At 32.2% G+C, this 26,377-nt stretch carries 24 protein-coding genes and 1 pseudogene; 11 read left to right on the forward strand and 14 right to left on the reverse strand.

What is annotated here, in order from left to right:
• Window positions 1–63: 63 nt before the first annotated feature.
• From ACIDC4_RS04200 to ACIDC4_RS04215, 4 genes and pseudogenes are all read right to left on the reverse strand, one after another.
• A pseudogene (locus tag ACIDC4_RS04200) lies at window positions 64–595 on the reverse strand (GNAT family N-acetyltransferase).
• A gap of 250 nt (window positions 596–845) precedes the next feature.
• Window positions 846–2,600, reverse strand: coding sequence for a TonB-dependent receptor (locus ACIDC4_RS04205; protein ID WP_412041879.1), 1,755 nt, complete (start codon window positions 2,598–2,600; stop codon window positions 846–848).
• Window positions 2,601–2,761: 161 nt separating this feature from the next.
• Window positions 2,762–3,625, reverse strand: coding sequence for a PhzF family phenazine biosynthesis protein (locus ACIDC4_RS04210; RefSeq protein WP_412041880.1), 864 nt, complete (start codon window positions 3,623–3,625; stop codon window positions 2,762–2,764).
• Window positions 3,626–3,737: 112 nt separating this feature from the next.
• Window positions 3,738–6,752, reverse strand: a complete 3,015-nt coding sequence (locus tag ACIDC4_RS04215) for a tetratricopeptide repeat protein (protein ID WP_230036423.1) — start codon at window positions 6,750–6,752, stop codon at window positions 3,738–3,740.
• Between the two features lie 340 nt (window positions 6,753–7,092).
• Here ACIDC4_RS04215 and ACIDC4_RS04220 point away from each other — a divergent pair, with 340 nt between their 5' ends.
• From ACIDC4_RS04220 to ACIDC4_RS04230, 3 genes are read left to right on the forward strand one after another with little or no spacing between them, the layout of a single operon-like run.
• Window positions 7,093–7,776 (forward strand): cell division ATP-binding protein FtsE, encoded by a 684-nt coding sequence (locus ACIDC4_RS04220; protein ID WP_194616473.1) that lies wholly within the window; start codon window positions 7,093–7,095, stop codon window positions 7,774–7,776.
• Window positions 7,776–8,663 carry a glycosyltransferase family 2 protein gene (locus tag ACIDC4_RS04225; protein WP_412041881.1) on the forward strand — a complete coding sequence of 296 codons (888 nt, stop codon included), beginning with the start codon at window positions 7,776–7,778 and terminating at the stop codon, window positions 8,661–8,663. The genes ACIDC4_RS04220 and ACIDC4_RS04225 overlap by 1 nt, the downstream gene beginning before the upstream one ends.
• 6 nt (window positions 8,664–8,669) lie before the next feature.
• On the forward strand, window positions 8,670–9,605 hold the full coding sequence (locus ACIDC4_RS04230) for a glycosyltransferase family 2 protein (RefSeq protein WP_412041882.1): 936 nt from the start codon (window positions 8,670–8,672) through the stop codon (window positions 9,603–9,605).
• Here ACIDC4_RS04230 and ACIDC4_RS04235 read toward each other — a convergent pair.
• Entirely contained in the window at window positions 9,583–10,005 is a 423-nt protein-coding gene (locus tag ACIDC4_RS04235; protein WP_412041883.1) for a sugar 3,4-ketoisomerase, read from the reverse strand. The genes ACIDC4_RS04230 and ACIDC4_RS04235 overlap by 23 nt on opposite strands.
• Entirely contained in the window at window positions 9,989–10,837 is an 849-nt protein-coding gene (locus ACIDC4_RS04240) for a glycosyltransferase family 2 protein (RefSeq protein WP_412041884.1), read from the reverse strand. The genes ACIDC4_RS04235 and ACIDC4_RS04240 overlap by 17 nt, the downstream gene beginning before the upstream one ends.
• A 152-nt stretch (window positions 10,838–10,989) precedes the next feature.
• Between ACIDC4_RS04240 and ACIDC4_RS04245 the strand changes: the two genes are divergently transcribed.
• Window positions 10,990–11,874 (forward strand): glycosyltransferase family 2 protein, encoded by an 885-nt coding sequence (locus ACIDC4_RS04245; RefSeq protein ID WP_412041885.1) that lies wholly within the window; start codon window positions 10,990–10,992, stop codon window positions 11,872–11,874.
• A 22-nt stretch (window positions 11,875–11,896) separates the two neighbouring features.
• Here the strand turns inward: ACIDC4_RS04245 and ACIDC4_RS04250 are convergent, their stop codons facing one another.
• From ACIDC4_RS04250 to ACIDC4_RS04285, 8 genes are all read right to left on the reverse strand, one after another.
• Window positions 11,897–12,643 (reverse strand): acyltransferase, encoded by a 747-nt coding sequence (locus ACIDC4_RS04250; protein ID WP_412041886.1) that lies wholly within the window; start codon window positions 12,641–12,643, stop codon window positions 11,897–11,899.
• On the reverse strand, window positions 12,636–14,132 hold the full coding sequence (locus tag ACIDC4_RS04255; RefSeq protein WP_412041887.1) for an oligosaccharide flippase family protein: 1,497 nt from the start codon (window positions 14,130–14,132) through the stop codon (window positions 12,636–12,638). The genes ACIDC4_RS04250 and ACIDC4_RS04255 overlap by 8 nt, the downstream gene beginning before the upstream one ends.
• Window positions 14,133–14,135: 3 nt before the next feature.
• Window positions 14,136–15,269, reverse strand: coding sequence for a DegT/DnrJ/EryC1/StrS family aminotransferase (locus ACIDC4_RS04260; protein WP_412041888.1), 1,134 nt, complete (start codon window positions 15,267–15,269; stop codon window positions 14,136–14,138).
• A complete protein-coding gene (locus tag ACIDC4_RS04265; RefSeq protein WP_412041889.1) occupies window positions 15,266–16,216 on the reverse strand; it encodes a FemAB family protein in 951 nt (316 codons plus the stop codon). Before ACIDC4_RS04265 ends, ACIDC4_RS04260 begins: the two co-directional genes overlap by 4 nt.
• 140 nt (window positions 16,217–16,356) lie before the next feature.
• Window positions 16,357–16,959 carry a trimeric intracellular cation channel family protein gene (locus ACIDC4_RS04270; protein WP_065448238.1) on the reverse strand — a complete coding sequence of 201 codons (603 nt, stop codon included), beginning with the start codon at window positions 16,957–16,959 and terminating at the stop codon, window positions 16,357–16,359.
• Between the two features lie 71 nt (window positions 16,960–17,030).
• Window positions 17,031–17,453 carry a PH domain-containing protein gene (locus tag ACIDC4_RS04275; RefSeq protein WP_412041890.1) on the reverse strand — a complete coding sequence of 141 codons (423 nt, stop codon included), beginning with the start codon at window positions 17,451–17,453 and terminating at the stop codon, window positions 17,031–17,033.
• Window positions 17,454–17,460: 7 nt separating this feature from the next.
• Complete coding sequence (locus ACIDC4_RS04280) at window positions 17,461–18,312, reverse strand: hypothetical protein (RefSeq protein WP_412041891.1); 852 nt, start codon at window positions 18,310–18,312, stop codon at window positions 17,461–17,463.
• 135 nt (window positions 18,313–18,447) lie between these two features.
• Complete coding sequence (locus ACIDC4_RS04285; protein WP_412041892.1) at window positions 18,448–19,191, reverse strand: RDD family protein; 744 nt, start codon at window positions 19,189–19,191, stop codon at window positions 18,448–18,450.
• 20 nt (window positions 19,192–19,211) lie between these two features.
• On the opposite strand from ACIDC4_RS04285, the gene ACIDC4_RS04290 reads away from it, so the two are divergent.
• The 7 genes from ACIDC4_RS04290 (at window position 19,212) to ACIDC4_RS04320 (ending at window position 26,362) form a co-directional block, all read left to right on the forward strand.
• Window positions 19,212–20,177, forward strand: coding sequence for a stage II sporulation protein M (locus ACIDC4_RS04290; protein WP_412041893.1), 966 nt, complete (start codon window positions 19,212–19,214; stop codon window positions 20,175–20,177).
• 137 nt (window positions 20,178–20,314) lie between these two features.
• Window positions 20,315–21,124: a hypothetical protein gene (locus ACIDC4_RS04295; protein ID WP_488381128.1), complete on the forward strand. Its 810-nt coding sequence runs from the start codon at window positions 20,315–20,317 to the stop codon at window positions 21,122–21,124.
• Window positions 21,117–21,890 carry a DUF4129 domain-containing protein gene (locus ACIDC4_RS04300; protein WP_412041895.1) on the forward strand — a complete coding sequence of 258 codons (774 nt, stop codon included), beginning with the start codon at window positions 21,117–21,119 and terminating at the stop codon, window positions 21,888–21,890. The genes ACIDC4_RS04295 and ACIDC4_RS04300 overlap by 8 nt, the downstream gene beginning before the upstream one ends.
• Window positions 21,883–23,085: a DUF4350 domain-containing protein gene (locus ACIDC4_RS04305; protein WP_412041896.1), complete on the forward strand. Its 1,203-nt coding sequence runs from the start codon at window positions 21,883–21,885 to the stop codon at window positions 23,083–23,085. The genes ACIDC4_RS04300 and ACIDC4_RS04305 overlap by 8 nt, the downstream gene beginning before the upstream one ends.
• Before the next feature lie 223 nt (window positions 23,086–23,308).
• Entirely contained in the window at window positions 23,309–24,322 is a 1,014-nt protein-coding gene (locus ACIDC4_RS04310; RefSeq protein ID WP_412042019.1) for an AAA family ATPase, read from the forward strand.
• 61 nt (window positions 24,323–24,383) lie between these two features.
• The gene (locus ACIDC4_RS04315; RefSeq protein WP_412041897.1) at window positions 24,384–24,998 is read left to right on the forward strand and encodes a hypothetical protein; all 615 of its coding nucleotides are present in this window, start codon (window positions 24,384–24,386) and stop codon (window positions 24,996–24,998) included.
• Between the two features lie 77 nt (window positions 24,999–25,075).
• A complete protein-coding gene (locus ACIDC4_RS04320) occupies window positions 25,076–26,362 on the forward strand; it encodes a DUF58 domain-containing protein (RefSeq protein ID WP_412042020.1) in 1,287 nt (428 codons plus the stop codon).
• Window positions 26,363–26,377: the final 15 nt, after the last annotated feature.

Below are 26,377 nucleotides of genomic sequence, written 5' to 3' on the forward strand. Positions count from 1 at the left end.
TAAAAAAGGTACTGAGGTTCTAAGCTACAAAGGTGCAAAGGTTTTTTATAGTTTGACGATTTTTTATTCAAAAAAAGCAGATGGATAAATCACTTTCCCTCTTACTCCTGATAATCCGTTTTCAGCTAAAATAACCACCATACAATTTTCCGCAGGAACATCAAAAAGGCATTTCGATTCCATATTTATTGGCTGGTTCGTAACCAAATCTAGGATAATAATCTTCATGTCCTAGTAGTACAATTGACTTGTATCCCAATTCTTTTGCCACTTCGTGACTATATAAAATTAATTTTGAGCCCACTCCTTTTCCCTGAAATTCCGGTAAAACTGAAACCGGTGCCAATGCTAAAGATTCGATTGTATTGATATCATTTTCGATTTCAAGTTTCGATAATAAAATATGACCAACAATTTGATTATTCACTTCGGCAACAATCGATAATTCCGGAATAAAAGCATCTGATTTTCTTAATCTCTCTACCAAAAATTGTTCTTTATGATCACTGTATTCTTCATTCTCAAAAGCTTTTTCTATCAATTGAAAAACGCTTTTATAATCATTTTCATTCTCTTGTCTTAATTTGATTTCCATCTTAACCTTTTTAATTATCAACTTATTTATCCGAAAGGACATAAGATCTTTTAATATTAAAGCTTTAACAATAACGCACAGAACACAAATATATAAACTTATTCTTACAATTACAAAGCTTCAGGAATATGCCAATATTGTCAAAAAAATTAACCACGAATTCACGAATTTATTTAAAAATCATTCGTGAATTCATGGCTTAAAATTTTGTAAAAAAATCTTAGTGTCTTAGCGCCTTCGTGGCAATAATTTAAAAATCGAATTTATAATTTGCTCCCACTAACACCTGAAATCCTTGTACAGGATAATTCAGCCATTTTTCGTAAGCCTGATTTCCAATATTGTTCAATTTTAAAAAACACGTTAAACGCTCGTTGTATTTGTATCCTAAATGCGCATTGGCATCAAAATAACTTTTTAGAGTTGTAATAACAGGATCAGTTCCTAAAGTAAGATTCGATTGCATGTCTTTACGTTCTCCTACATAGAAAACATTCAAACCCGCATACCATTGTTTGGTAATGTTTACATCAAGATTAGAGCTCAGTTTCATCGAAGGTAAATTCCATGCTTCGATACCATCGTATTTATAACTATTAAAAGTTCCGTTGATTCCGAAAGAGACATTTCTTGAAAAATCAGCTTTTAATTCTCCGTAAAAACGGAAGGTTCTCACGTCGTCATACACCACTCCAAAAGAGTTTCCGAAAGCATAATTCTGATTCGAAAAATCTTCTGTATAATCATTGCCTTTGTATAATGCTTTGTCTTTTTCGTTTAGATAAGAACCTGTTACATTATAATTGATGTTGTTGGCCAATTTACCTTTCAAACCTGCAAAAACTGTATATTGATTGTTTGTTGGACGCATATTTAATGTTGGCGATAAAAACGGATTATCATTTACAAAATCAGCATAAGAGTTTTGTTCTAAACCTCCATTTACTCCCGTATAAAAAATCATTAAATCACCAACAAGTTTATACGAAGCGTTTACTTTTGGATAAATATAAAATTTGTTGCCGCTATTTTCAGAATCTAAACCGTAGAACAATCCAGCTCCTAATTCAAGTGTCCAGTCGTTTTCAAGAATTACAAAACTTGGCTCAATTCCAAAATTTGTTAGACTGTATTTTAAAGGTTGCGTATTATCTCTAGTATAATTATGTTCGAAAGATCCGCTTACGTGATCCACAATAATATTGGTATTGATCGACTGATCCATTACTTCAACCTTGAAAGAAGGCTTTACATAAAAGCGATTTTCTGAAGACGAAAAACTATCTGAAAAGTGGGTGAATTTAGTTGATATTTTACTAAAAATCCCTTCATTAAACTCAATATTTCCTCCAAGCGAAATAGTATTATAAGAGTGATTTGGATTAATTCCTCTAATTAAATCATCACGAGTTTGTCCTGCTAAAGTCGTACCAAATTCAGCCGGTAAACCATACCAATTGTAAACCTGATTCTGATATCCTAAATCAACATTCCAGGCCATATCGCGATTGTTTACGCCGTACCCTACATTTAATGCTGTATCATAAAACTCATCATTTAGTTCTACCCCTTTTATTCCGCCTTGCGAAGAATGATGACGGAACATTCCAGCCACATAATCATTGTTTCCCAAATCCTGATTCACGAATAATTCAGCATTTAAAGTTCCGTAATTTCCAAGTCCTAAAGTAGCATAATTATTAAACAATTTTTCTCTTTTTGATTTCTCCACACCTTCTGCTTTTCCTTTTGATGGCGTAAATGTAGACGCTACAGGAACCGACAAAATACTATATTTAATCGTTTCTTTAGGCTGATTTCCGCTATCATCAAGCGAAGGAGTTTCCTTTACTTTAAAAGCATCCGAAATTGTTGGTGAATAAGGCTTTACCACGTTTACAGTTTCTGTTCCTATAGTTTCCTCTTTTTTCTTTTGAGCAAACGAAAGCTGGACAGCAAACAATACAAGTAAAATGATGATTTTATTATGGCAATTAATTTTCATATTTCTTTTATTTTAAGAGAAGAAGAAAAAAGAGCAAAGAAGAAAGACTTCTCTCTTGTTTCTAAATTTTCTCTATTTTCTATATTCTAAATCTTTGTTCTATTCTCTTGACTCTATTCTCTTGACTCTATTCTCTTTGTTCTTTCTTCTATTCTCTAATTCTAAGCTTCCCAATCTCCTTTTGCAACAAACTGAGCCTTTCCTCCTATTTGAATATCAAAATCATTTTCTTTTACACTTCCGTGAAAGTAAATCTGCGACGGACGACCAATGTAATCTCCCTGATAATTAATCAAATCAAATTCAGGTTTGTGATATTTTAATAGAAAAGCCTGTAAACAAGTACTCGCACTTCCTGTTGCTGCATCTTCTACCAACTGATTGTGTTCGATACACAACATTCGGCTAAACAATTTTGAACCTTCTAAATAATAAAAATATAAAGCTCTATGGCTTGTTTTGCAATTCTTTTTGAGCCAGTCATCCGTTTTATCTTTATCTAAAACCAAATTTTCCAATGCTCTTTTGCTGCTTAATCCAACCATTACAAAAGCACTTCCGGTGGTTACTTCCTGAATAGGAAATTGATTTTCAAAATCATGATTTTCCAGATTACTAAATACTGTAATATCTTCTTTCGAAAAAATATCCCAAAATTTCGGCTGGGCAGCTTTTAGCCAAATCAAACCTTCAGACTGATGAATTGCAATAGGACCAATTGGAACATTTAATTTTATATGCTCCGGAGCATTATCAAAAACCTTATTCATCAAAACCCATGAAGTTCCAATTATTGGATGTCCCGCAAATTGCATTTCCTGAGATGGTGTAAATATTTTTATCTCGGCTTTATTATTTTCTTTGTCGAGTTTGGTTACAAAAGTGCTTTCGGCGAAATTAATTTCGCGCGCAATTTGCTGCATTTCTGCCGAACTTAAATTTCCTGCATCCATAAAAACCGCCAATTGATTTCCGGCATATTTTTTATCAGCAAAAACATCAACTATATAAAAGGGTAAACTCATTATTTTTCTTTTTTTTCTTAGAAAATAGAGAAAAGAGCAAAGAGAAAAGACTTTTCAGCAATCTTTCATCTTGCCTCTTTTTTCTATTTTCTGCATTCTATGCTCTTTATTCTTACTTATTAATAGACGAATTCGTTTTAGACTCTTCTGCTTTTATCGCAGCCAACTCTTTTTTAGCTTCTTCAACAACATCCGGATAATCCGTAAAATTGTTGATTACGTTATCTAAAATATAAGTGGCCTGATAACTGTCTTTTAATCCGTAGAAGTTTTTCGCCATCAACACCAAACTCTTCGCTCCGTAATATTTATAAGCCGAATAATTTTTCGCCAATTTCTGAACCGATACATTCGAAGCATCAAACTTGCCTTCTTTTGTTTTAAAGTAAGCATCATAATACAATGCTTCTGCGGCTAATTCTCCTTTTGATGTTGTCGATAATTTTGCGTAAGCTGCTTTCGCTTTGTCTTCATCTCCGGTTTGAATTGCTGCACGCGCTACAATAATTTGAGCATCGGCTTTTACATTGGCATCGGCTTTTGGATTTTGCAACACTTTGTCAGCATAGGTAACCGAATTATCGTAATCTTTTTTGTCGTAGTAACATTTCATCAGGTTAGCTTGTGCAAAACTTTTGTTTTGTACCGCATCAGCTTCGTCATCTAAACGTTTCAAGACCGGAATCGATTTATCGCAATCTTTTGCTTTCAAGTAAATCTGAGCTAATTTCATCAAGGATTGCTCTGTAAATTCACTTCTTGGCTGATCGATTACATATTGATAATTAGCAACCGATTTCGTCTCAGAACCTTCTGCATAATACAATTGTGCCAAATAATAATTTGCTTCTAATGAATGAAGTCCCGTTTGAAATTTATTGATATAACCCGTAAAACCAGTAATTGCCAATTTGCTGTTATTTTGACTGTATTGCTTGAAAGCCGCATCATAAGTATCATTATCCAGTTCAGCATCTGTAACGGCAACGAAGTCTAATGTACGAACCCAGGTTGCGTATTCATCTACTTTTCCTGAATCTACATAAATCAATCTCGCTGTAGAAACCGCTTCTAAAGCTTCCGGAGTTTTTGGAAATTCAGCCGCTACTTTTTTGAATTTAGTCAAAGCCAGAGCATCACGATCTGAGTTGTAATAAATCAATCCTTGTTTCAAAATTGATTTTGAAGTAAAAGCTCCGTTTTTATATTCAGAAATCAACTGATCATAGGTTTTAAGCGCCTGATCGTTCTTTTTTTCTGTAGCATACGTATTTCCTAATTCGTATAAAGCGTCGTCACGATATTCTGATTTTTTATACATCAAAAGGAAATTGTTCAACTCATCAATTTTCTTGTCATTTTTAGACATGAATCCGTAAGAAATCGCTTTTTGAAACTGAGCATAATCAGCATCAACGCCTCTTGCTTCGATTGCTTTGGCGTAAGCTTCATTTGCCGCAGTGTATTTAGAATTTACAAAACGGCAATCTCCCAAACGCAAATACGAATCATTCAAACGAACTTTATCTTCTTTTGAATTGTCGATTTGTGCCTGAAATGAATTTCCTGCCTGATCGTATTCTTTCAGTTTAAAATAAGTATATCCAATATTATAATTGATGTTTTTGTATTCGTCAGTTCCTTTGGCAGCAGCCAATCCTGCAAACTGTTTGTAGCTTAATAAGGCATTCTGAAAATCGGCAGTAACGTACTCTGTTTCTGCTTTCCAGAAAGTAGCGCGTGCTGTAAACTCAGGCGTTTTTTGTTCGCTGATCGCACTTTTAAACATTTTTCCGGCTTCCTGATAATTCGATTCATTATACAATTCTAATCCTCTGTAAAAAAGTACTTTTTGATACGCTGCTTTATTTTCTGCCGACCTGTTTTTCTCTAATAAAGTCAACGCTTCTTTGTAGTTTTTAGTCGAAATATAAGAATCAACCAATAATTTTTCTACTTCAGATCGGCTTGAATTGTTTGGATATTTTTTCAGGAAATCAAGTAAAATTGCCGGAACAGTCTGATACGCATTTCCGATATCATAACTCACTTTAGCATAATTCAAAGCGGCATCTTCCTGAATTTGTGCATTAAAATCCATTTCAGAAGCATTTTTAAAAGCATTCAAAGCTTCTTGTTTTTTCCCTGTATTCAAATAAGCCAAACCTAAATGGTAATATGCATTTTGAGCTACGAAATCTTTTCCTTCAATGATTTTATTGAATTGAGAAATCGCCTTTTCATACTCTTTTTTCTCATAATACGCGTAACCCAACTGGTAGAAATCGGTATTATTCCATTTTCCTTTTTTACCAGCATATTGCTCTAAAAACGGAATCGCTTTGTCGTATTGTTTTAAGTTGAAATAACTTTCTCCGATGATTTTATTCAGTTCCGATTTTTCAAGTTCATTTGATTTAGCCATTGCTTTTTGTCCCAAATCGATTGCTTTCTGGAAATTTCCTAACTTAAAATTCATGTCAGCCTGATAATACGAAAGCTTCTCTTTGTATTTTTCTTCGCCTGAAACTTCATCAAAATATTTGGTTGCTTCTTTATAATCATCGCCTTCATAGGCCATAAAACCTAAATAATATTTGGCCTGAGAACCAAATTCTGGAGAATTCACTACTTTATTAAAGTAAGTCGTAGCTTCTTTTTTCTTTTTGGCATTGAAATACGCATATCCTTTCTGGAAATTAAATTTATCCGAATCAGATTTGCTCATGTAGCTTTCATCCACTTTATCAAACCATTGCAGCGCTTTTGGATAATTTCCCTGTTCGAAGAAAAACTGAGCCACCTCGATATAAGCCTGATTTTGTTTGGTACTTGTTGGATAATCAGTTACGAATTTTTCCATCAAAGCATCAGCATTTGCTTTATTGGTTCTAATGGCGCAATTGGCAATATAATAAGCACAATCTGACTGCACTTCCTCAGTTGTAGCATTGTTTTTTACATGTTCGAAAATAAGTTGTGCCGAAGCATATTGTTTGTCATTATATAAAGCCAGTGCTTTGTCAAATTCCTTTAAATCGTAAGTGTAAATAGCTGATTTTTGTGCCGAAACTATGGTCGAAAAAAGGATAATTGGTAATAAAAAGAACCAGGAAAGTTTACGCATTTTAATTATATTTAGTATTCAAATGTATCATTTTATACCGTTTATAACGAAACGTTTCAGGCTTTTATTATGAACAAATATTTAACAATGAATATTTAGAAATTAAGTTTAAACCATATAAGCGATATAAGTAATTATAAGTTAGGAGCTTTACTGACTTCTTTTTGATCTTAAATCATATAAGTTATTACAAATAAAAAAATTCAGCGTCACTTACTAAAATGAACTTATATCTCTTATAGGATTTAAAATTCATTTAGGTATTTTATTAAGAAATGATTCAAATTTATTTTGAATCGAAGCGTTATCTTATTACTTTTACCAATCAAATCAATTTATTATGTCACAAACCGTACTATCTCTTAAAGAAGTCACTATATATCAGGAAGGAAGAAAAATTTTATCTCATATTAATCTGGATGTTAACCACGGTGAATTTATCTACATCATTGGGAAAACAGGATCCGGAAAAAGTAGTTTCTTAAAAACTTTATATGCAGATTTACCATTATCTGAAGGTGAAGGTCACATAGTTGAGTTTGATTTGGCTACTTTAAAAGAAAAAGACATTCCGTATTTGAGACGTAAGATTGGGATCGTATTTCAGGATTTTAAACTACTTCCGGACCGTTCTATAAAAGACAATATGCTTTTTGTTTTAAGAGCGACAGGTTGGGTTGACAAAGAAGGAATGGAACGTAAAATTGATGAAGTTCTGGACAAAGTAGGTATGAAAGAATACGTTAACAAAATGCCGCATCAGCTTTCCGGTGGTGAGCAGCAACGTGTTGCGATTGCAAGAGCTTTGCTTAACGATCCTGAATTTATTCTTGCCGATGAACCAACCGGAAACTTAGATCCGCAAACAAGTTCTGAGGTTCTTGAAGTATTGAAAAAAATCAATGCTAATGGTAAAACCGTTATCATGGCGACTCACGATTATGCTTTATTACTAAAATTCCCGTCTAAAACATTAAAATGTGAAGATGAAAGAATTTTTGAAGTGGTGCAACGCAGCGTGTAATGCTTTCTATATTAGTTCCTGTTTATAATTATAATGTTTTTCCGCTTGTTTTAGAGCTTAAAAAACAAGCCGATAGTTTAGGAATTGAATATGAAATCCTTGTACAAGATGATGTTAGTCAGGAATTTATTTCTGAAAATTCTCAGATCAATTCATTAGAAAATTGTTCCTTCTCTATTAATGTAGAAAATTTAGGCAGAGGAAAAAACATCAACGTATTATGCGCCAAATCAAGATATAATTGTGTTTTGATTATGGAAGCTGACGCTTTGCCTGAGAATGAATCTTATCTTAAAAATTATATCGAAATACTATCGAAATCGAATCACGATGTTATTTTTGGTGGTGTAAAATATCCTGAAAACATTCCTTCTAAAGAAAAATTGCTTCGATGGAAATACGGAATAAATAGAGAAATTAAATCTTTAGATCACAGACTGAAACACCAGTACGATTTTGTTTTTACATGGAATTTACTTTTAAAAAAAGAAATTCTTTTGCAATTTCCTTTTCCGGAATTTATAAATGAATATGGGTATGAAGATTTCATTTTCATAGAAAATCTGCGTTTCAATTCAGTTCCGGTTACTCATATCGAAAATTGCTTAATTCACCACAACTCAGAAACCAGTATCGATTTTATAAATAAATCCGAAAGAGCCGTTAAAAACTTGCACGACTTAATTCACTTTAATAAAATCGCTTCTAAAAAAATCAGATTGAGTAGCCTTTATGCAATATTAAAAAAACTATATCTTACCAGAATTATAAAGGCAATATATGGAAGAACAAAGAAACGAATCCTCACTAATTTAACTTCAGAAAATCCGAATTTATATTTACTTGATTTTTATAAATTAGGCTATTATTGTAATCTAAAAAAATAATCGATTATGGTATTTTTTTCTGTTGTCATTCCGTTATACAATAAAGCCAGTCATATTGAAAACACTATAAAAAGTGTTCTCAGTCAAACTTTTACAGATTTTGAAATCATTGTAATTAATGATGCATCTACTGATGAAAGTGAAGCTTTAGTTCGTAAACTAAATGACAACAGAATCCAGATCTTTAATCAAAAAAATCAAGGCGTTTCAGTTGCACGAAATCTTGGAATAGAAAAATCAAAAGGAAAATTGATCGCTTTTCTGGATGCTGATGATTATTGGTTTCCGAGTCATCTCGAAGAATTAGCCAACTTATATCATAGCTTTCCTGATTGTGGAATTTACTGTTCTCGCTATAAAATCAAAACCGCCAAAAACCACTTTCAAACTCCATATTATTATGGCGTAGACCAATCTTTTAGTGGAGTTGTAAAAGATTATTTTGCTTCAAATATGCCTTTTAGAATGACCTGGACTTCGTCTTTGGCGATACCCAAACAAATTCTCGAAACTTTAGGAGGATTTACTCCGGGCATAACAAATGGTCAGGATTTAGAATTATGGACTAATATTGGAATACAATTTCCCATAGCGATAACCAATAATACTACGGCTATTTATAATAATGATATTCCCGAAAGTCTCGCTAAGAAGAATATCAATTCGATGAATTTAATGGATTTTGAACAATTTAAAATTGCTGAAAGAGAAAATCCTTCTCTCAAAAAATTTCTGGATTTGTACCGAATTGAATATGGTTTTAAATATTATGTTTCCGGCTATAAAGAGAAAAGTTCATTCTATTTTAAAGAGGTAGACAAACAAAATATAATTTCAAAGATTCGGTTTTTACTGAAGCTGCCGCCTTTTTGTTTGCGTTTTCTTTTTAAATCAAATCGTATTTTAAAAAAATGGGGAATTAATTTTTCTGTTTATCATTAGAATAATTTAAAAATTCATCAAAATTCCTGATGTAATCCTCTTCGATATAAACTTCTGAAGCCACTACCAAACAAACAGATCCTGAAGAAAAATTCTGAAGCTCCCGCCAAATTCCCGGATTAATTAGTAAACCTTCATAAGGCTTGTTTAAGGTCACAATTTCTTGTTCTTCTCCATCTTTCAGGACCACATCAAAACTGCCGCTTAAAGCAACCAAAAACTCCTTAAGTTCTTTGTGTGCGTGTCCACCACGTTCAGAACCGCTTGGCACATCGTACAAATAATAAACCCGCTTAATATCAAAAGGAACAATATCATTTTCGATCACAGAAAGATTACCTCTTCGATCTTCTATCTTTGGAATCGATAAAATTTGTATTCCGTTATTTTTTATTGCCATGCTGTAATTTTTCAAATTTTTGATGTCCTTTTTTTGAATTTTTAAGTGCTGATTTAAGTTTGCCAAATCTTATTTTATGCTGTTTTAAATCAAAAAACAACTTGACAAATATCCAATAAATATAATTTCTTTTAAAAATTCTGGTATATAAAGCGCCCTGAATATAATATTTTTCTTCGATGCTTTTTTTTGATGAAGATGTCAACTCAGGATGTTTTACAATTACTTCCGGTTCAAAAACCAGTTGTTGTTTTTTATTCTTTAAATCAAATAAAAAAATGGCTTCTTCTCCCATTTCGAACATCCCTCCTAACCCAAAATTTTCATCAAAACGAATTTTGGTTTTATCTAAAATTGCCTTATTCAATGTCATTTCTATCGAACTTGTATTAAAAACATCAAAGGCATTCATATTCGTTTTAGAATGCTTAGGATAGTTTTTCATCAAACTTCCATCTGACTTTACAGCACAAAAATTGATTGCAGCTGCATCCGGAAATTGATTATAGGCATTGATAATTTTGGCAACAAATCCTTCGTGATATATTACATCATCATCAGCAATTAGAAGGATTTTTCCCTGAGCAGTTTCAAGTGCCAGATTTCGGCTTTTGGACAAACCTTTTTCGAAAGAATTTATAACTCTGATATTAGCATATTCTGATTCTAATATTGTTTCGATTTGAGTTTGATTAATGATTAAGATTCGGAAATTAGAAAAATGAAGAAACGGAAACATTGGAACTAAAAAATCTAACGAATCCTGATTCATGGTAGAAATCAAAATTTCAACATCAGTTTCGGTAAAAAAGCCTTCTAATTTATCTTCCATCTTAAAGCAAATGTAAAAAATAGTAAACGAAAAGAATACAATTTAAAAGCTGCTGTTTAGTTTTGTTTTTCTATTCAGCAAATCTTAACGCAATCAGGCATAATATTTCTTATTTTTGAATGCTTCAAGAAGCGGTTTCATATTCAACTTTTATGCAAAAATCCCCATTAGTTTCCATCATTTGTTTGTGTTACAATCACGAACAATTTGTAGTTGAATCATTGAATTCAGTTCTAAACCAAACCTATAAAAACATCGAACTCATTATTGCAGACGATTGCAGTACAGATTCTTCTGAAAAAACCATTAAAAACTGGCTCGAAAACCATCCTGATATACCATTTGTCTCCAACGAAACGAACTTAGGAAATACCAAAACGTTTAATAAAGCATTGAAGATCGCAAAAGGAGATTATGTAATTGATCTGGCGGCTGATGATGTTTTATTGCCAAATTGTGTGGAAAAACAAATTGACACTTTTTTAAATTCTAATCAGAAAAAACTAGCCATCGTTTACGGAAATGTCGAAATAATCTCTGAAAACAACAAACATCTTCGTTATTATTATGAAGTGAATCCTGAGAAAAAAGTACTAAAAAAACCTGCTACAGGAGATATTTATTCCTCTATTTTAAGTCAGAGTAGTATGATTTGTTCTGTTTCTTCGATGGTAAAACGAGAAGTTTTGGACGAACTAAACGGTTACGATGAAAATCTGGCGTACGAAGATTTAGACCTTTGGATCAGAACAGCCAGAAACTATAACTTTGAATTTATTGATTCGGTTTTAATTCAGAAAAGAGAACTAGAGAACTCATTGGGAAGTCAGTTTTATAAAAAATTCAATTCCCGAACCCGAAAAATAAATCATTCCACCTATCTTATTCTTAAAAAAGCGATTGCCTTAAATAAAACAAAAGCAGAAAATAAAGCGGTTCTAAAAAGAGTGCATCAGGAAATGGTAAAGGCTAAAAAGACGTACGATATTGGGTTGTTTATTAAATATATTCCGTTGGAACTGAAATTAAGGTTTTAAAATTAATTGATTTTTCAATTAATCAAATTGTCAAAAAAACATTTAAACTTTCATTTTCACCTTCCCAATCTCTTGAAATATCGTTTTTAAGCAATTTTACAGGAATACCACCAATTAGAATATTTTCACCCAAATAAGAATAATCCTTATTGCATAAACTATTAGAGCCAATAGTACAATAATCGGGAGTTTTTGTTCCTTTCATAATTGAAACTCTATTGCTGATAAAATTGTAATTCCCAATTTGTATGGGTGAAGTCAGCTTCAATAAATTACGGCTTTTTGTATCAATCATATCATGAAAATTGGTATCTATTAGCTGGCACTCTGATCCTAATCTTGCATAATTACCTAAAGTGATTTTTTCGGTACAAATTAATTTCCCATTTGATCCTAAAGAAGACATATGCCCTAATTCACAATATGCATTGTTTTTTATAAAAACAAAGTAATCTTTCCCTAACTGTACATGTCCTTTAAAAATTAAAGTCCCTTTTATATTAATCTCAGCTGTTCCTCTATGAACTGTATTCATTTCATAAGGCTGACCAAAACCAATCATTCCTTTGCGAATTGGGGCTTCAATTGCTATCGTACCTGTAATAGAAGTAAATTTTACTTTTCCATAAAAGAAAACCGGAAGCTTTTTTGCAGTTTGAAATGGAAATTTCTTAAAATTAAAATAAAGCGTTTTTGTCCAGTTTACAGTAAAGTAAAACTTTAACTTATGATAAAAAGACCGACATTTTCTATAAACACTCTTAATCATTCTGATTCTTTTTTTCTGCTTTTCCTGATGCAAGCATTTCTTTTAAATTCATCTTATTATTCATCTGATACAAACCAAAAATCAAAGAAATTATAATCATCATAGTCATTAAACTATATTTTAAAATTGGAATTTCAATATAACGAAATAAAAAAGTAACGATACATATTAAAAAACAAATAAAATAAATTTTATAAAAATCTTTATCAAAGTAGAAATCGTATCTGTTTTTAGTAATTATTTTTAAACCTGTAAAATGAATTAAAAAATACAAGCAGAAACTAATTCCTAATCCTTCTAAACCATAAAAATAGTATCCTAAAAAATTCATGCCTAATGATAAAAGATTAAATCCTAAAGCGGTTCTGATAAAAATCTTAGAATCTCCTTTTGCAATTAAAATATAACCCATAGACCATGAAACAGCCCTAAACAACATTCCTAAAATGCCAATACAAACCATTGGAATGATTTGATCAAATTTAGCCGTATAAATGACTTTTACCAGTATTGGAATAAGAGTTAAAAATAATACAATTATTGGCGTTATAATTATGATTGAAATAAATGCTTGTTGTATTACACTTGACCTGATTTTTTCATTATCAGAATTAATCGAAGCAAGCTTTGGGAAATAATCCGTGCTCATAGCCGTGAAAATAATTCCTACATACGAATTAAGCAATGTAAAACCTGCATTATAAAACCCGACTTGTTCTAAACCACCATTTTTTTCAATATAAATCTGAATTAAATATGTTGTTACAAGTGCAAAAAAGCCACTGATTGTAAGCATTATTCCTAAATTTACAATTGTTTTACTTTCTTTTAAAAGTACTTTTCGTGAGACTTTTTCGTATTTAATTTTAATTTTACCGGAATAGTAATACGAAAACAATAATGCAGATAAAGATGTAATTATAATACTTGGAACTATAGCATCAATTCTTAAAAAATAGTACAACGGAACAGAAAAAAGTAAGCCAAATAAATTACCATATAAATTAGCTTTTGCTAAAAAACGCATATTTCGTAATCCTTGCAAAACAACTAATTGCCCTGTAGAAAATTGTTTAAATAATAAGGTAATTGATAATAACGTAAAGGAATAAATCTGAGTTGAGTCTCCAAAAGTAATAATACTCAACGTCTTTGAAAAAACGATAACAAGTAACATTCCTAAAATACCTGTAAAAAAAACAATTTTTCTAACAATCGATATGATTCCTGAAACTGTGTCTAAATCTTCATTTTTATACTTTTCAGATATATTCTTTACTGCACTTGTCTCTATTCCTAAACCAGATATACCGCTAATAACACCCAAAGTTGAATTTAATAAAGCAATAATTCCCATTCCGCTGGGACCTATGAAAACTGCAATTAATTTCGTTCGTATTACCGAAATTAAAATCGTAAAAAATTGAACCCCTCCAAAAATAGAAGTTGTTTTTAGAATCTGTTGATATGAATTTTTACTATCTGACACAATCTAATATCGATTTAAAACAGCAACAATAAAACTAACTTCTTCATCTGTTAAAACAGGACTTATTGGTAAACTCAAAACTTCGTTATGAATCTTTTCTGTTATCGGAAAAGACAAATTATCCCAATCTTTAAGCGCTTTTTGCTGATGCGGAGGAACCGGATAATGAATAACGGTCTGAATATTATTTTGAGTCAAATAGGCTTGTAAATCTTCTCTGTTTGAAGTCCGGATCACGAACAAATGAAAAACATGATTACCTGATAAATCCCAAAACGGCAGCATTATTTTATCGTTTTTAATTTCTGATAAATAGCGTTTCGCAATCGCGCGACGTTTATCATTATCGGAATCTAAATTAGGCAACTTTACATTTAGAAACGATGCCTGAAGTTCATCTAATCTTGAATTTACGCCAATATATTCGTTATAATACTTTTGTTCAGAGCCATAATTACGAAGCGAAAAAAGCACTTTTGCTAATTCAGAATCGTTTGTCGTTATTGCTCCGCCATCGCCCAAACATCCTAAATTTTTACCCGGATAAAAGCTATAAGCGGTTGCTGATTTTAGATTGTTGATTTTAGATTTTAGATTATTTTCCTGGACATCGGTATTTGGAATTTGGGATTTAAAAGCTCCATGCGATTGCGCTGCATCTTCAACAATGATTAAATCATTTTCAATCGCTAATTGATTAATTTTATCCATTTCGGCCAATTGACCGTATAAATGAACTGCTAAAATCGCTTTCGTTTTTGAGGTGATTTGCTGTTGAATTAAATCAGGATCTACATTATACGTTTCCAACTTTGGTTCAACCAAAACCGGAATTAAATCTGCTTGCAAAATGGCCAGAATACTAGCAATATAAGTATTGGCAGGAACGATAACTTCATCACCTTTTTGCAATTTCCCCAGCTGAATGTAGCCTTTAAAAATTAGGACCAAAGCATCAAAACCATTCCCTACTCCTATACAATATTGAGTTTGGCAATATTCGGCGAAAGCCTTTTCGAATGTTTCTACTTCTTTCCCTAAAATATACCAGCCATTATCTAAAACCAATTTCAGTTTGTCCTGAAAAGCAGTTTCATAAGGTTTGTTTATTTTTTTTAGGTCCAGAAATGGTATCATTTTATCTCAATTTTATAAAAATCCTGATTGTAAACCGTACATCCTAATTCTTCTTTTTGTTTTAAAAGTCCGGAATGATAGCCGCTTTCGTTTTCTTCATTTACAATTCCCATATCAAAAAAGCGTTTTCCTTTTCGCTTGTACTTTTCGATCAAATTAATGAATAAAAAATCAAGCGCCCTAAATTCCTCACCTTTTTTTGAAGTGGCTCCATATTGCGATTTTACCACATTTTCGGTTTCAAAAATGGTAATTCCGGCAATAATTTCGTCGTTTTGATAAACCGAATATTGCCTGATATTTTCAGGGAAATTCTGTTTTAAAAGTAAAATTTCTTCTTTGGTATGAACAGGTTTTACATTGAATTTCTCTAATAATCGTGGTTCCAAAATTTTCTCCCAAAAAGGATTAAAATCATCTTCTTCCATTATATCCAAATCGAGATCTTCTATTCTTCTAAAGTGTTTTAGCTTACTTTTAGAGATTTGTAAAGGCAATTCGAGATTAACGGCCAGATTCATTTCTTTTCGTTCTATAACTGCTCCTCTTTTAAACAAGAAAAAATCAACTTCGTTATTGCCTTCAGGAAAATAAAAGTTTGGGATTGGTTTGTAATAAAAGGTCTCAAATAAATTCTCTTTCAAAAAAAGTAAAACGGCATCTAAAACGACTTCTACTTTCTCAGCTTTTAATTTACTGGCATACACCAATCCGCCGTAGGTAAGTCCCTGATGTGAATAAAGAGAATTTCCAACTTTATTGGCAGGCAAAATACTTATTAGCTTTTCATCCTGGTAAACCAAAAGCGAAAAATCTTCAAAACGATCTTTATGATATTCCATAAAATCACGATGAAATAAAAATGTAGCATTTTTAGCCTGAGCTATAAAGTCATTCCAGATTTTATAATCGTTCTGATCGTATTTTTTTACAGTGTATTTTGTCATTTATTGTTGTTGCTTCTTTTGCTGGAAATCGCACGAATTTACACTAATTTTTCTCTGCATAAAATACAAAACAAATATGCGCACATTTTTTGCAGTCAAAATGATTCGTAAAAATTAGTGAAATTGGTAGCAAAAAAATCTTATTTGTGGTCAAATGCCGGCAAATACCATTTGAATTTCACGGCCAATAATCGAGCAGTAATAATGACAAGAGAAGTTACTAAGTACAAAACATCGTCTTCAAGATTCAGTTTTTTTAGCGCAAAAAATACAATTCCGCCAAAAATACAAATGGTCGCATAAATTTCCCTTCTAAAGATCGTTGGGATTTCAGTACACAAAATATCACGGGTTACCCCGCCAAAACAAGCCGTCATGGTGCCCAAAGCAATACATATTACAGGATGTAAACCCGTCATGATACCTCTTTCAAGGCCTATTAAAGTAAAAACACCTAACCCAATTGTATCAAACAAAAATAGGGAAGTTCTTAATTTGTCAAACTTTTTTCTGAAGAGAATTGCCAATCCAAAACCTAAAATAATGACATAAACATATTTTAAATCCTGCATCCAGCCCACCGGAGTTCTGCCTATTAAAACATCACGAAGGGTTCCGCCTCCTACTGCCGTTACAAAAGCAATGATAAAAACACCAAACGGATCTAGTTTTTTGTGCATTGCCGTTAGTGCGCCGGACATTGCAAAAGCCATTGTACCAATAATGTCTAATAAATGAAACATTTTACTTTTTTTAGGTGCAAAGGTACAAAGGTCAAGAGGTACAAAGACACAAAAGATTAAATTATTTTAACTCATTTGTAAATTTTTTCCTTAATTTTTATTTCGACCTCAGGATTATTTTTTTTGATTGCTTCAATAAATCTTATTTTATCCTTTGGAGAAATCAAAACGGTATCAAATTTATTGTATAAGATCTCCAGCCTGTCAAAAGAAAGCGCCGGAGAACTTATGATATTGTAACTTTCAGAAACTTTCTTAATACCTTTAATTTCAATCGAAAGATTAAAAAAAATCCCACATTTTATCCGTAGTTTTTTGTTCTCGATTATATAAAAAGTGGTCGAAAACATATAGGCAATAAAAATCACCACCAAAAGTATAATAGAAAAACCAATCCAATTTTGATCATAGGCTGATCTTACAAGGATTCCTCCAAAAATCAAAGCCAAAAATAGTATAAACCACAGGTCAATTTTAGATTCAAATTTTTCCATTTACTTCTTATTTTTTCACATAAATTGGACTTCTTTTCAATAAATACGTAATAGAGTCCATCCAGCTGTCTTTTATATTTAGGAATGGTTTACGGGTTTGTGAGTAAATTTTTGTCCCGTTTTTATACATATCAAAATAAACCATGTAATTGTAATACGTTAGATTACTGGAATTTGTAGTCGATATATCACTTGTTTTTACCTTTTTATTATTGTCACTCACTTTTGCACTTCCACTGTTATAAGTAGAAGCAGTTGAGCCTTCGGTAATAGTATACGAAACTTTTGCGGCAAGAATATTGTCGACTCCCAGAATTTTTTGAAGATCTTCTATAGGAGTTTCATCTATGTTTTTATAATCGATTCCGGCTTTATGCAGCAAACTATTTGTAACTCTTAAATCCTGAACCGTTAACGGAAAAAGATTGGCAGATTTGTCCAACAGTTTATTATAAAGGTCGTTTTGAGCAAATTTCGCCATTTCTTCAGAAGTTTCTAAGGTTCCTGAATTTACATATGGGATTGGCAAAACGGCAATTGTGTTAGGCTTCATTTCGGCAGAAACAACAACCTGAGCCGCTGAGTCATTATTAGTGGGAGTAGTTGCAGTTACAGCAAAAGTTTGAGAACGTCCACTGGCAAAATCAATTCTGGCAATTTGGGATACTTCCAATTCTATTTGCAATGTTTCTCCTGGTAAGGAATAATCAACCGTTTTATCGGATATTTTGGCAATTGTACATTCGATAATCTGATAATCTCTTTTGATAATTTTATCTAATTTTTTTCCGCCCTGAGCGAAAGATAAAACAGAGACAAACAACAATAATATTGCGGTAATAACTTTTTTAGAGTTCATGGTATTTAAGATTAAATTTTCCTACTCTTGGGCTTTTCGGATTCGCCTTTAAAAAAATGCTCGCTAATTTGTACAATAAAAAGCATATACAAATTTACGAAATTCCTAACAAAACATCTCACATAAACAAATTAATTACATATTCTGCGTATAAAAATTGTAATCTTTTAAAATAACGCGTAAAAAATCGTTTTCGTTACCGGATTGGTTTTTAATTCCTGTTACATTTTCGATCTTAGCGACCAATTTATAAATGACTTCATGATCATTTCTGGCTTCGGCATTCTTAAAAGTTTCTTTAATAATACGCATATCATTATCAGACAATTTAATGACCAACGGATAAGTAGGAACATAAGCCTCTCCTATTTCCTCAAGAATGGTATGGCTGATATCGATCTTATTTTTTAAGGTAATTACCGCAGTTCCCGCTACCATATCACCCAATCGTTGTGCTTTTTTACTCGAAACCACGCTTACAATTGCGACAATTCCGTACAATAGGGTAATATCTACCAGTCTAAAAAACCAGCGCATTAAGTAATCTCCAAATCCCGCCTGATAACCATCTATTTTAACCACTTTTATTTTTACTAATTTTTTCCCGATGGTTTGGCCTTCAAAAATGCTTTCTAAAGTTAGCGAATAAATAAAAAACGGAAAATAAAGTATTAAAACGATCGAAATTTTGGACCAATTGTCTAATCTGTCGAATAATTTACCGAGATTTAACCAATAAAAAAACACAAGTGAAACCACGCTTATATAAGCCACTTTAATAGCGAGATCGATGAAATAAGAGCCTATTCGCTCGCCTGGTGAAGCGGCAATAAAATTTATTTTAACATTTTGGGTTGTATTAATAGATAATTCTGACATATTTTATATTTTAGCCTACAATGAGAGAAGTTGCCTTCATAAAACAAAATAAAGAAAAATGGCTGGAGTTTGAGCTCGCTATTTTTGGTAAAGCTAAAAAAAATCCTGATGAGTTAGCTAATTTGTACATTCAAATGATGAATGATTTGTCGTATGCGCAAACGTATTACCCAAAAAGTAAGACAGTTGTATATCTCAATCACCTCGCTTCGCAGATTTATCAAAAGATTTACAAAACTAAAAGAACCGAAAAAAACAGATTCCTTGAATTTTTTAAAACCGAGGTTCCTTTACTGCTTTACGAATACAGGAGGTATTTACTCTATGCTTTTATTTTGTTCTTTGTTACGGTGGCAATGGGCGTCGTTTCGGCAAGATACGATCAAAATTTTGTTCGCTTAATTTTGGGCGATAATTATGTCAACATGACGCTGGACAACATCAAAAAAGGAAATCCAATGGCCGTTTACGGCTCCGGAAGCAACTGGGGAAGTTTTATTGGTATTACCCTGAACAACCTTTATGTAGGCGCGAGATGTTACATTTACGGCATATTTGGCGGCTTGGGAACTTTTTATATTTTTCTTCAAAATTCATTGATGTTAGGGTCATTTCAGTACTTTTTCTACGATCAGGGCGTTTTCTGGAAAAGTGTTCGCGGTATCTGGATTCATGGTTCTATGGAGATTTTTGCCATTGTAATCGAAAGTGCAGCCGGATTTATTCTGGGAGCTTCGATCCTTTTTCCTAAAACTTTTTCGCGATTAAATTCGCTTAAAATAGGTTTCAAAAACAGTTTCAAAATATTCCTGAGTACCTTTCCTTTTACCATAAGTGCAGGATTTCTCGAAGGTTTTATAACGCGGTATTCTATCGATATGCCCAACTGGCTCAGTAGTTTTATCATCTTACTTACATTAGGGATCATCTCATTTTATTATTTGGTTTATCCTTTCATTGTTCACAAAAAAATAACTTCATTATAATGTTTGAACTTTACAAAAAACGACAACTCGGCGACTATATCGTAGATTCGTTTACCTTTTTCAAAAATTTCGGAAAACACTTTTTTAAGATTTTTTTCGCCATAAATGTTGGTATGCTGCTCATTATGGGTGCATTAATGTATTTATTTTTAGAAACTAATTTTAAGTCTCTGGCCGGTAATACTTTAGAAAAAACTACTCCGGATGACCTCTTCAATTACTTTGAAAGCTATCCCCTTCTTGCAGGATTTGCGATACTTTTTGTAGTTATAGTTATATTTTTATCCCTTTTTAATTCCTCCTATCCAATTTTATATTTAAAATTAATAGCCGAAAAAAACACTAACGATTTTACCACACAGGATATATTAGCCGCCTTTAGAAAAAGCCTTTGGAAAATAATTAAGTTCGGCCTGGGCGTTGTATTCATTATATTTCCTGTTTTATTTATCGTTATAATCGCTTTATTTTTTCTCTGCTTTGTCTTAGTAGGCATACCATTATTAATAGTGGCGATACCTACTTTATTTACCTGGGTAAATTTGAGTTTTTATACCTATTTAACAGAGGATAAAAGCTTTTTTGAATCATTAAATCATGCACATCTTTTGCTAAAAGAAGATTTCTGGTCTGCAATAGGAGCCAGTCTTATCGTCATGATTATGGTTCAGATGATACAGGCATCCATCACTATGTTTTTTTATTTTGTCGGAATATTTGCGTTTCTTTTCTTTGCAATTGCCAATCCTGATTTCGAGAAGATGCCTTTTGAACCTTCGCCAGTTTTTTTAATCCTGATTACTGTAGCATTTGTTTTAATTATGGCATTGAGTAATATTTTTAGTAACGTTTTGGTAATCAATCAGGGAATTATCTATTATAGTTTGGGAGCAGACGATAGAATTTCGGCAACTGAAATTGAATCAATTGGAAGCAATAATGAATAAACTTCTCCTCTTTTTATCTTTTCTCTTTTTTTCCGGTATTTCGCATGCCCAGGATTCTTTGGCTACAGCCGAACCTCCAAAAATAAGTACCGTAAAATATACCGAGAAAGATATTCGAATTGATACCAGTACTGTAGAAGCCAAAACCTTCTCTAAAAATTTCAAAAAAAAGTATACTGATTCTGATTTCGTATACGAACAAAAAGCTCCTGAAAAAGGTTTATGGCAAAGCTTTATTGAATGGCTTGCCCGTATTTACCGTAGCATTTTTAGCGAGTCAGATACCAAAGCCTCTCTCGATTTTGTCGCTATCTTTTTAAGGGTAATAGCGGTTTTAATTATTGTTTTTGTAATCTACTTAATAGCAAAAGCAGTAATCAATAAAGAAGGTCAATGGATTTTTGGTAAAAACTCGAATAAAAGAAATGTTTATTATTCTGATATCGAAAAGAATATTCACCTTCTGGATTTCGAAAAATTAATAAAAGAAAGTCTTTTGACAGGAGAAAAAAGAATTGCGATTCGTTATTATTATTTGTGGCTGCTAAAAGTAATGGCACAAAATCATTATATCGAATGGGATATCGAAAAAACCAATTCTGATTATTTATACGAACTGCAGCGACCTGCACATAAAGAAGAATTTACCTATTTGTCGTACTTGTATAATTATATTTGGTATGGCGAATTTACTATTGATGAAACCTCGTTTATAAAAGCCGAAAACCGATTTAAGAACGCCATAAAAACCTTTAGTAATGGATAAAAGCATCAAAATTTACATTGCTGTTCTGGTTTTTATTTTAGCCGTGATTCTACTAATAGATCGTGACCAGCCAAAACCTATTGATTGGAGGCCAACATATGCTGTCAATGACAAAATTCCTTACGGATTATATGTTTTGGACAAGGAAATTAATGGCTTTTTTAAGAATCATAAAGTAGAAAGAATCCCAAATGTAACGCCATATGAATTTTTAGATTCAAAATATGATGAAGATACGCTGGTAGAAAACTACAAAATAAAAGGTACTTTCATCAATATATCAGAATCGAATACAATTGATGAACAATCGATTAAGGAGATTTTTTATTTTGTTTCGCACGGAAACAATGCTTTTTTAAGCATGAAGACTTTTCCTAAATATTTATTAGACACGCTGAAACTGGAAATCAATTCAGATTATTTGAACGCCAATAAAACTCAGTTATGGCTGGCGAATAAAAAGACTAAAAGATATACTTTTGACCATCAAATACAAGATTATTTTTCTAAAATTGACACGTTAAACACCACTGTTCTGGGATACCATGGCACCAAATCAAGTCAAAAAAAACATATCAATTATATAAAAGTTCCTTACAGACAAGGGTACTTTTATTTGCACACCCAGCCCGTTGCTTTTACCAATTTTAATTTATTAAAAGCAGATCATTATCAATATGCCGAAAGTGTTTTGTCTTATTTGCCAAAAGGCGATATTTTCTGGTATACTAAAGGTCAGCATAATGAAAATATTTCTCAATCGCCCTTGCGTTATATTATGTCTCAGCCGGGACTAAAATGGGCTTGGTATTTCTTTTTATTCGGGATGTTGATTTTTATTATTTTTAATGCTAAACGCAAACAACGCGTGGTACCTATCCTTAAACCGTTGGCCAATTCAACTGTTGATTTTACCAAAACCATAGGAAATTTATATTATCAGGAAGGCGATCACCGCAATATCATTGATAAAAAGATTATATACTTTTTAGAAAAAATGCGAACCGAATATTTAATCGATACCACAAAACTGGACGATACTTTTATTCAAAAACTGCATCATAAAACAGGAAAAAGTGAAACAGATATTCAGGAACTTGTATTTTTGATCAACGAACATCGAAATAGTTATCACGGAAGTCTTGAAGAAGATTTAATTAGAATTAATAATGCAATAGAAAAGATTATACATTAGATAAAAAAAAATATTTGCCACAGATTAAAAGATTAAAATGATATTTAAATCTGTGAGAATCATTCTAATCTGTGGCAAAAAAACATAATTAATAGAGAATTAAATAAAAATATTTACCACAGATTAAAGAATTACACAGATTAGAAAAAATTAATAAATTTTAATAAAAATCATTTTAATCCTTTAATCTGTGGCAAAAAAAACAACCAGAAAACAGACCAACATGGACGATATCAATACAACAGAAAATGAAATCACAAACGAAAATGTGAATTTTGAAACCAGAATAAATCTAACGCCGCTTTTAGATCACGTAAACAGTATCAAAAAAGAACTGGAAACCGTAATTGTAGGGCAGCACAAAATGATCGATCAACTTTTGGTGGCAATTTTATCAAACGGTCACGTTTTACTCGAAGGTGTTCCGGGAGTTGCTAAAACCATCACAGCCAAATTATTATCGAAAACGTTGAATATTGGCTTTAGCCGAATTCAGTTTACGCCGGATTTAATGCCGTCTGATATTTTAGGAACTTCGATCTTCAATTTAAAAACTTCTGAATTTGAGTTTAAAAAAGGGCCTATTTTCTCTAATTTAATTTTAATTGATGAGATCAACCGTGCGCCTGCCAAAACACAAGCAGCACTTTTTGAAGTTATGGAAGAACGCCAGATTACCATTGACGGATCTGCTTACCAACTTGAAACGCCGTTTTTGGTTATTGCAACTCAAAATCCAATTGAGCAGGAAGGAACCTATCGTTTGCCGGAAGCACAATTAGACCGTTTCTTGTTTAAAATTACCATTGATTACCCAAAATTAAACGAAGAGATTCTAATTATCCAAAGAGAACATTTATTGCAGGATCACGGAAAACTGGAAGCTATAAAAACAATACTTTCTGCTGCTGAAATAAAAGAATATCAGGCTTTAGTAAAACAAATAAGAGTAGAACAAAACCTACTGGAATATATTGCAAGAATTGTAGTAAACACCCGTGAAAATGCCTTTTTATATCTGGGAGCTTCGCCTCGTGCTTCGATCGCGATTTTAAACGCTGCAAAAGGTTTCGCCGCCATTCGCGGACGCGATTTTGTAACTCCAGAGGATATTAAAGAAGCCACAATTCCGGTTTTACAACATCGTGTAATTGTAGCGCCTGAACGAGAAATGGAAGGTATTACAAGCTCTGAAATTATCAGGCAAATTATAGAAACTGTTGAAATTCCGAGATAGTTTTCAGTCGCAGTGGCAGTTTTCAGTTTTTCAGTCGTTATGCTAATAATAAACCTTTTTAATGAAATTTTCTACAATATTTTTTCTGTCTTTTATTTGTATTTCGTTGTTGAGTTTTACACCAATGGATACGAAACATGCGAAGCGTACAAATACATCAATTTATTTTGCTACTGATAAACAGCAACTCGAAACATTGATCAGGAAAACCTATGAATGGATCGAAACCAAGAAAACAAAAGTTGATTTTGATGTTGTCGAAAATAAAAAAGGAGATAAATATGTTGCACTAAATACAAAAACACACAATAAAATATTGGCAGAACTTAAAAACTCTAATTTTTTTGCCCAACAATTTATTGACAATTATAACAAAATTGCATTGAAAATTGGCGAGAATCTTAAAACCAATAAGATCGAATATTTTGTTGGAGAATTACCTCCATACGGCTCTGATAGTAATCCGTGGTGTGAGTGTCAAGACTATCCTGAATCGTACTGGAAAACATTAAAAATAAACGACTTAAAGATTCAGAATAACAAAGCTACTTTTTACTGGACCTGGACAGAATGGAAAGAAACTCCCAAATATAAAGTAACTGCTGTAAAAGAAAATGGAATCTGGAAAATTGCCGTTTTAGATGGTTTTAATTATCAAAGCTTTACTAAAATATAGTACAAAGATCTTTAACCCTAATTTTATAAAAATTGAAATTCATAAAAAGCCTTTACCTCAATAACTTCTTCTTTTATATGCTTTTGGGCATTATTGGATTATTTGTTTGTGCTTTTATTTTTCCAAACTTATACAATGCTGTTTGGTTTGTGGTTTTGGTTTTAGTCACTTTTTTAGGGCTTGATATTTTGATTTTATACATCACCAAAACAGGAATCGAAGCAGAAAGAATAACACCTGAAAAACTTTCGAACGGTGATTTAAATCCTGTAACTGTCAGTATCAAAAACCGTTATACTTTTAAGATTTCCGTTAAGATTATAGACGAAATTCCGTTTCAGTTTCAGGTGCGTGACTTCAAAATTGTAAAAACAATTAAAGCTTCGGAACAAAAAGAATTTGGTTACGATCTGCGTCCAACAGAACGCGGCGAATATTTCTTTGGATATTTAAACATCTATGTTTCTTCTCCTTTACAATTGGTTTCCAGAAGATTTTCTTTCGATAAAGATAAAATGGTGCCTACATATCCCTCTTACATTCAGTTAAGAAAATATGATTTACTGGCTTTTTCGAATAATTTGTATCAATACGGAATCAAGAAAATACGCCGAATTGGTCATACAATGGAATTTGAACAAATCAAGGAATATGTTCAGGGCGACGATTTAAGAACGCTAAACTGGAAAGCCACGGCAAAGAAAAATTCGTTGATGGTGAACCAGTTTCAGGACGAAAAATCACAATCGGTTTATATGGCGATCGATAAAGGCCGTGTCATGCAAATGCCTTTTGACGGATTGAGTTTATTGGATTATGCTATTAATTCGACTTTGGTTTTAGCCAATGTAATTCTAAAAAAACAGGATAAAGCCGGAATTTTTGCCTTTTCTAAAAAAGTAGAAAACAGAGTATTTGCTGAGAAAAGAGCTTCGCAAATGCAGAAAATCCTCGAAACTTTATACAACATCAAAACTGATTTTTTCGAAAGTGATTACAGCCGTTTGTATGTCGACATCAAGAAAAACATCAATCAGAGAAGTTTGATTATTTTGTATACGAACTTTGAAACCATGGACGGTTTAAATCGCCAGTTACCTTATTTAAAAGGAATTGCAAAAAGTCATCTATTAGTTGTTGTCTTTTTTAGCAATACAGAACTGAATTCGATCATCAATAAAAAAACCGACACTATTCAGGAAGTTTATGATAAAGTAATTGCTGAAAAATTCATGTTCGAAAAACGATTAATCGCAAACGAGCTGAAAAAATACGGAATACATTCGGTTTTAACACAACCTGAAAATCTGACTTTGGATACGATTAATAAATATTTAGAGATTAAAGCGAGAGGAATTTTGTAGAAGTTTGAGAAGATG

This window comes from Flavobacterium sp. C3NV, from assembly GCF_046825355.2.
Lineage (GTDB): Bacteria > Bacteroidota > Bacteroidia > Flavobacteriales > Flavobacteriaceae > Flavobacterium.

Coding starts and splice junctions, on each gene's coding strand:
- ACIDC4_RS04275 (WP_412041890.1), bottom strand. CDS start 17,453: ATGGAAAAATTTGAATCTAAAATTGACCTGTGGTTTATACTATTTTTG.
- ACIDC4_RS04300 (WP_412041895.1), top strand. CDS start 21,117: ATGAATAAACTTCTCCTCTTTTTATCTTTTCTCTTTTTTTCCGGTATT.
- ACIDC4_RS04315 (WP_412041897.1), top strand. CDS start 24,384: ATGAAATTTTCTACAATATTTTTTCTGTCTTTTATTTGTATTTCGTTG.
- ACIDC4_RS04235 (WP_412041883.1), bottom strand. CDS start 10,005: ATGGCAATAAAAAATAACGGAATACAAATTTTATCGATTCCAAAGATA.
- ACIDC4_RS04265 (WP_412041889.1), bottom strand. CDS start 16,216: ATGACAAAATACACTGTAAAAAAATACGATCAGAACGATTATAAAATC.
- ACIDC4_RS04310 (WP_412042019.1), top strand. CDS start 23,309: ATGGACGATATCAATACAACAGAAAATGAAATCACAAACGAAAATGTG.
- ACIDC4_RS04230 (WP_412041882.1), top strand. CDS start 8,670: ATGGTATTTTTTTCTGTTGTCATTCCGTTATACAATAAAGCCAGTCAT.
- ACIDC4_RS04320 (WP_412042020.1), top strand. CDS start 25,076: ATGCTTTTGGGCATTATTGGATTATTTGTTTGTGCTTTTATTTTTCCA.
- ACIDC4_RS04210 (WP_412041880.1), bottom strand. CDS start 3,625: ATGAGTTTACCCTTTTATATAGTTGATGTTTTTGCTGATAAAAAATAT.
- ACIDC4_RS04270 (WP_065448238.1), bottom strand. CDS start 16,959: ATGTTTCATTTATTAGACATTATTGGTACAATGGCTTTTGCAATGTCC.
- ACIDC4_RS04305 (WP_412041896.1), top strand. CDS start 21,883: ATGGATAAAAGCATCAAAATTTACATTGCTGTTCTGGTTTTTATTTTA.
- ACIDC4_RS04295 (WP_488381128.1), top strand. CDS start 20,315: ATGTATTTATTTTTAGAAACTAATTTTAAGTCTCTGGCCGGTAATACT.
- ACIDC4_RS04280 (WP_412041891.1), bottom strand. CDS start 18,312: ATGAACTCTAAAAAAGTTATTACCGCAATATTATTGTTGTTTGTCTCT.
- ACIDC4_RS04225 (WP_412041881.1), top strand. CDS start 7,776: ATGCTTTCTATATTAGTTCCTGTTTATAATTATAATGTTTTTCCGCTT.
- ACIDC4_RS04290 (WP_412041893.1), top strand. CDS start 19,212: ATGAGAGAAGTTGCCTTCATAAAACAAAATAAAGAAAAATGGCTGGAG.
- ACIDC4_RS04240 (WP_412041884.1), bottom strand. CDS start 10,837: ATGGAAGATAAATTAGAAGGCTTTTTTACCGAAACTGATGTTGAAATT.
- ACIDC4_RS04205 (WP_412041879.1), bottom strand. CDS start 2,600: ATGAAAATTAATTGCCATAATAAAATCATCATTTTACTTGTATTGTTT.
- ACIDC4_RS04220 (WP_194616473.1), top strand. CDS start 7,093: ATGTCACAAACCGTACTATCTCTTAAAGAAGTCACTATATATCAGGAA.
- ACIDC4_RS04245 (WP_412041885.1), top strand. CDS start 10,990: ATGCAAAAATCCCCATTAGTTTCCATCATTTGTTTGTGTTACAATCAC.
- ACIDC4_RS04215 (WP_230036423.1), bottom strand. CDS start 6,752: ATGCGTAAACTTTCCTGGTTCTTTTTATTACCAATTATCCTTTTTTCG.
- ACIDC4_RS04285 (WP_412041892.1), bottom strand. CDS start 19,191: ATGTCAGAATTATCTATTAATACAACCCAAAATGTTAAAATAAATTTT.
- ACIDC4_RS04260 (WP_412041888.1), bottom strand. CDS start 15,269: ATGATACCATTTCTGGACCTAAAAAAAATAAACAAACCTTATGAAACT.
- ACIDC4_RS04250 (WP_412041886.1), bottom strand. CDS start 12,643: ATGATTAAGAGTGTTTATAGAAAATGTCGGTCTTTTTATCATAAGTTA.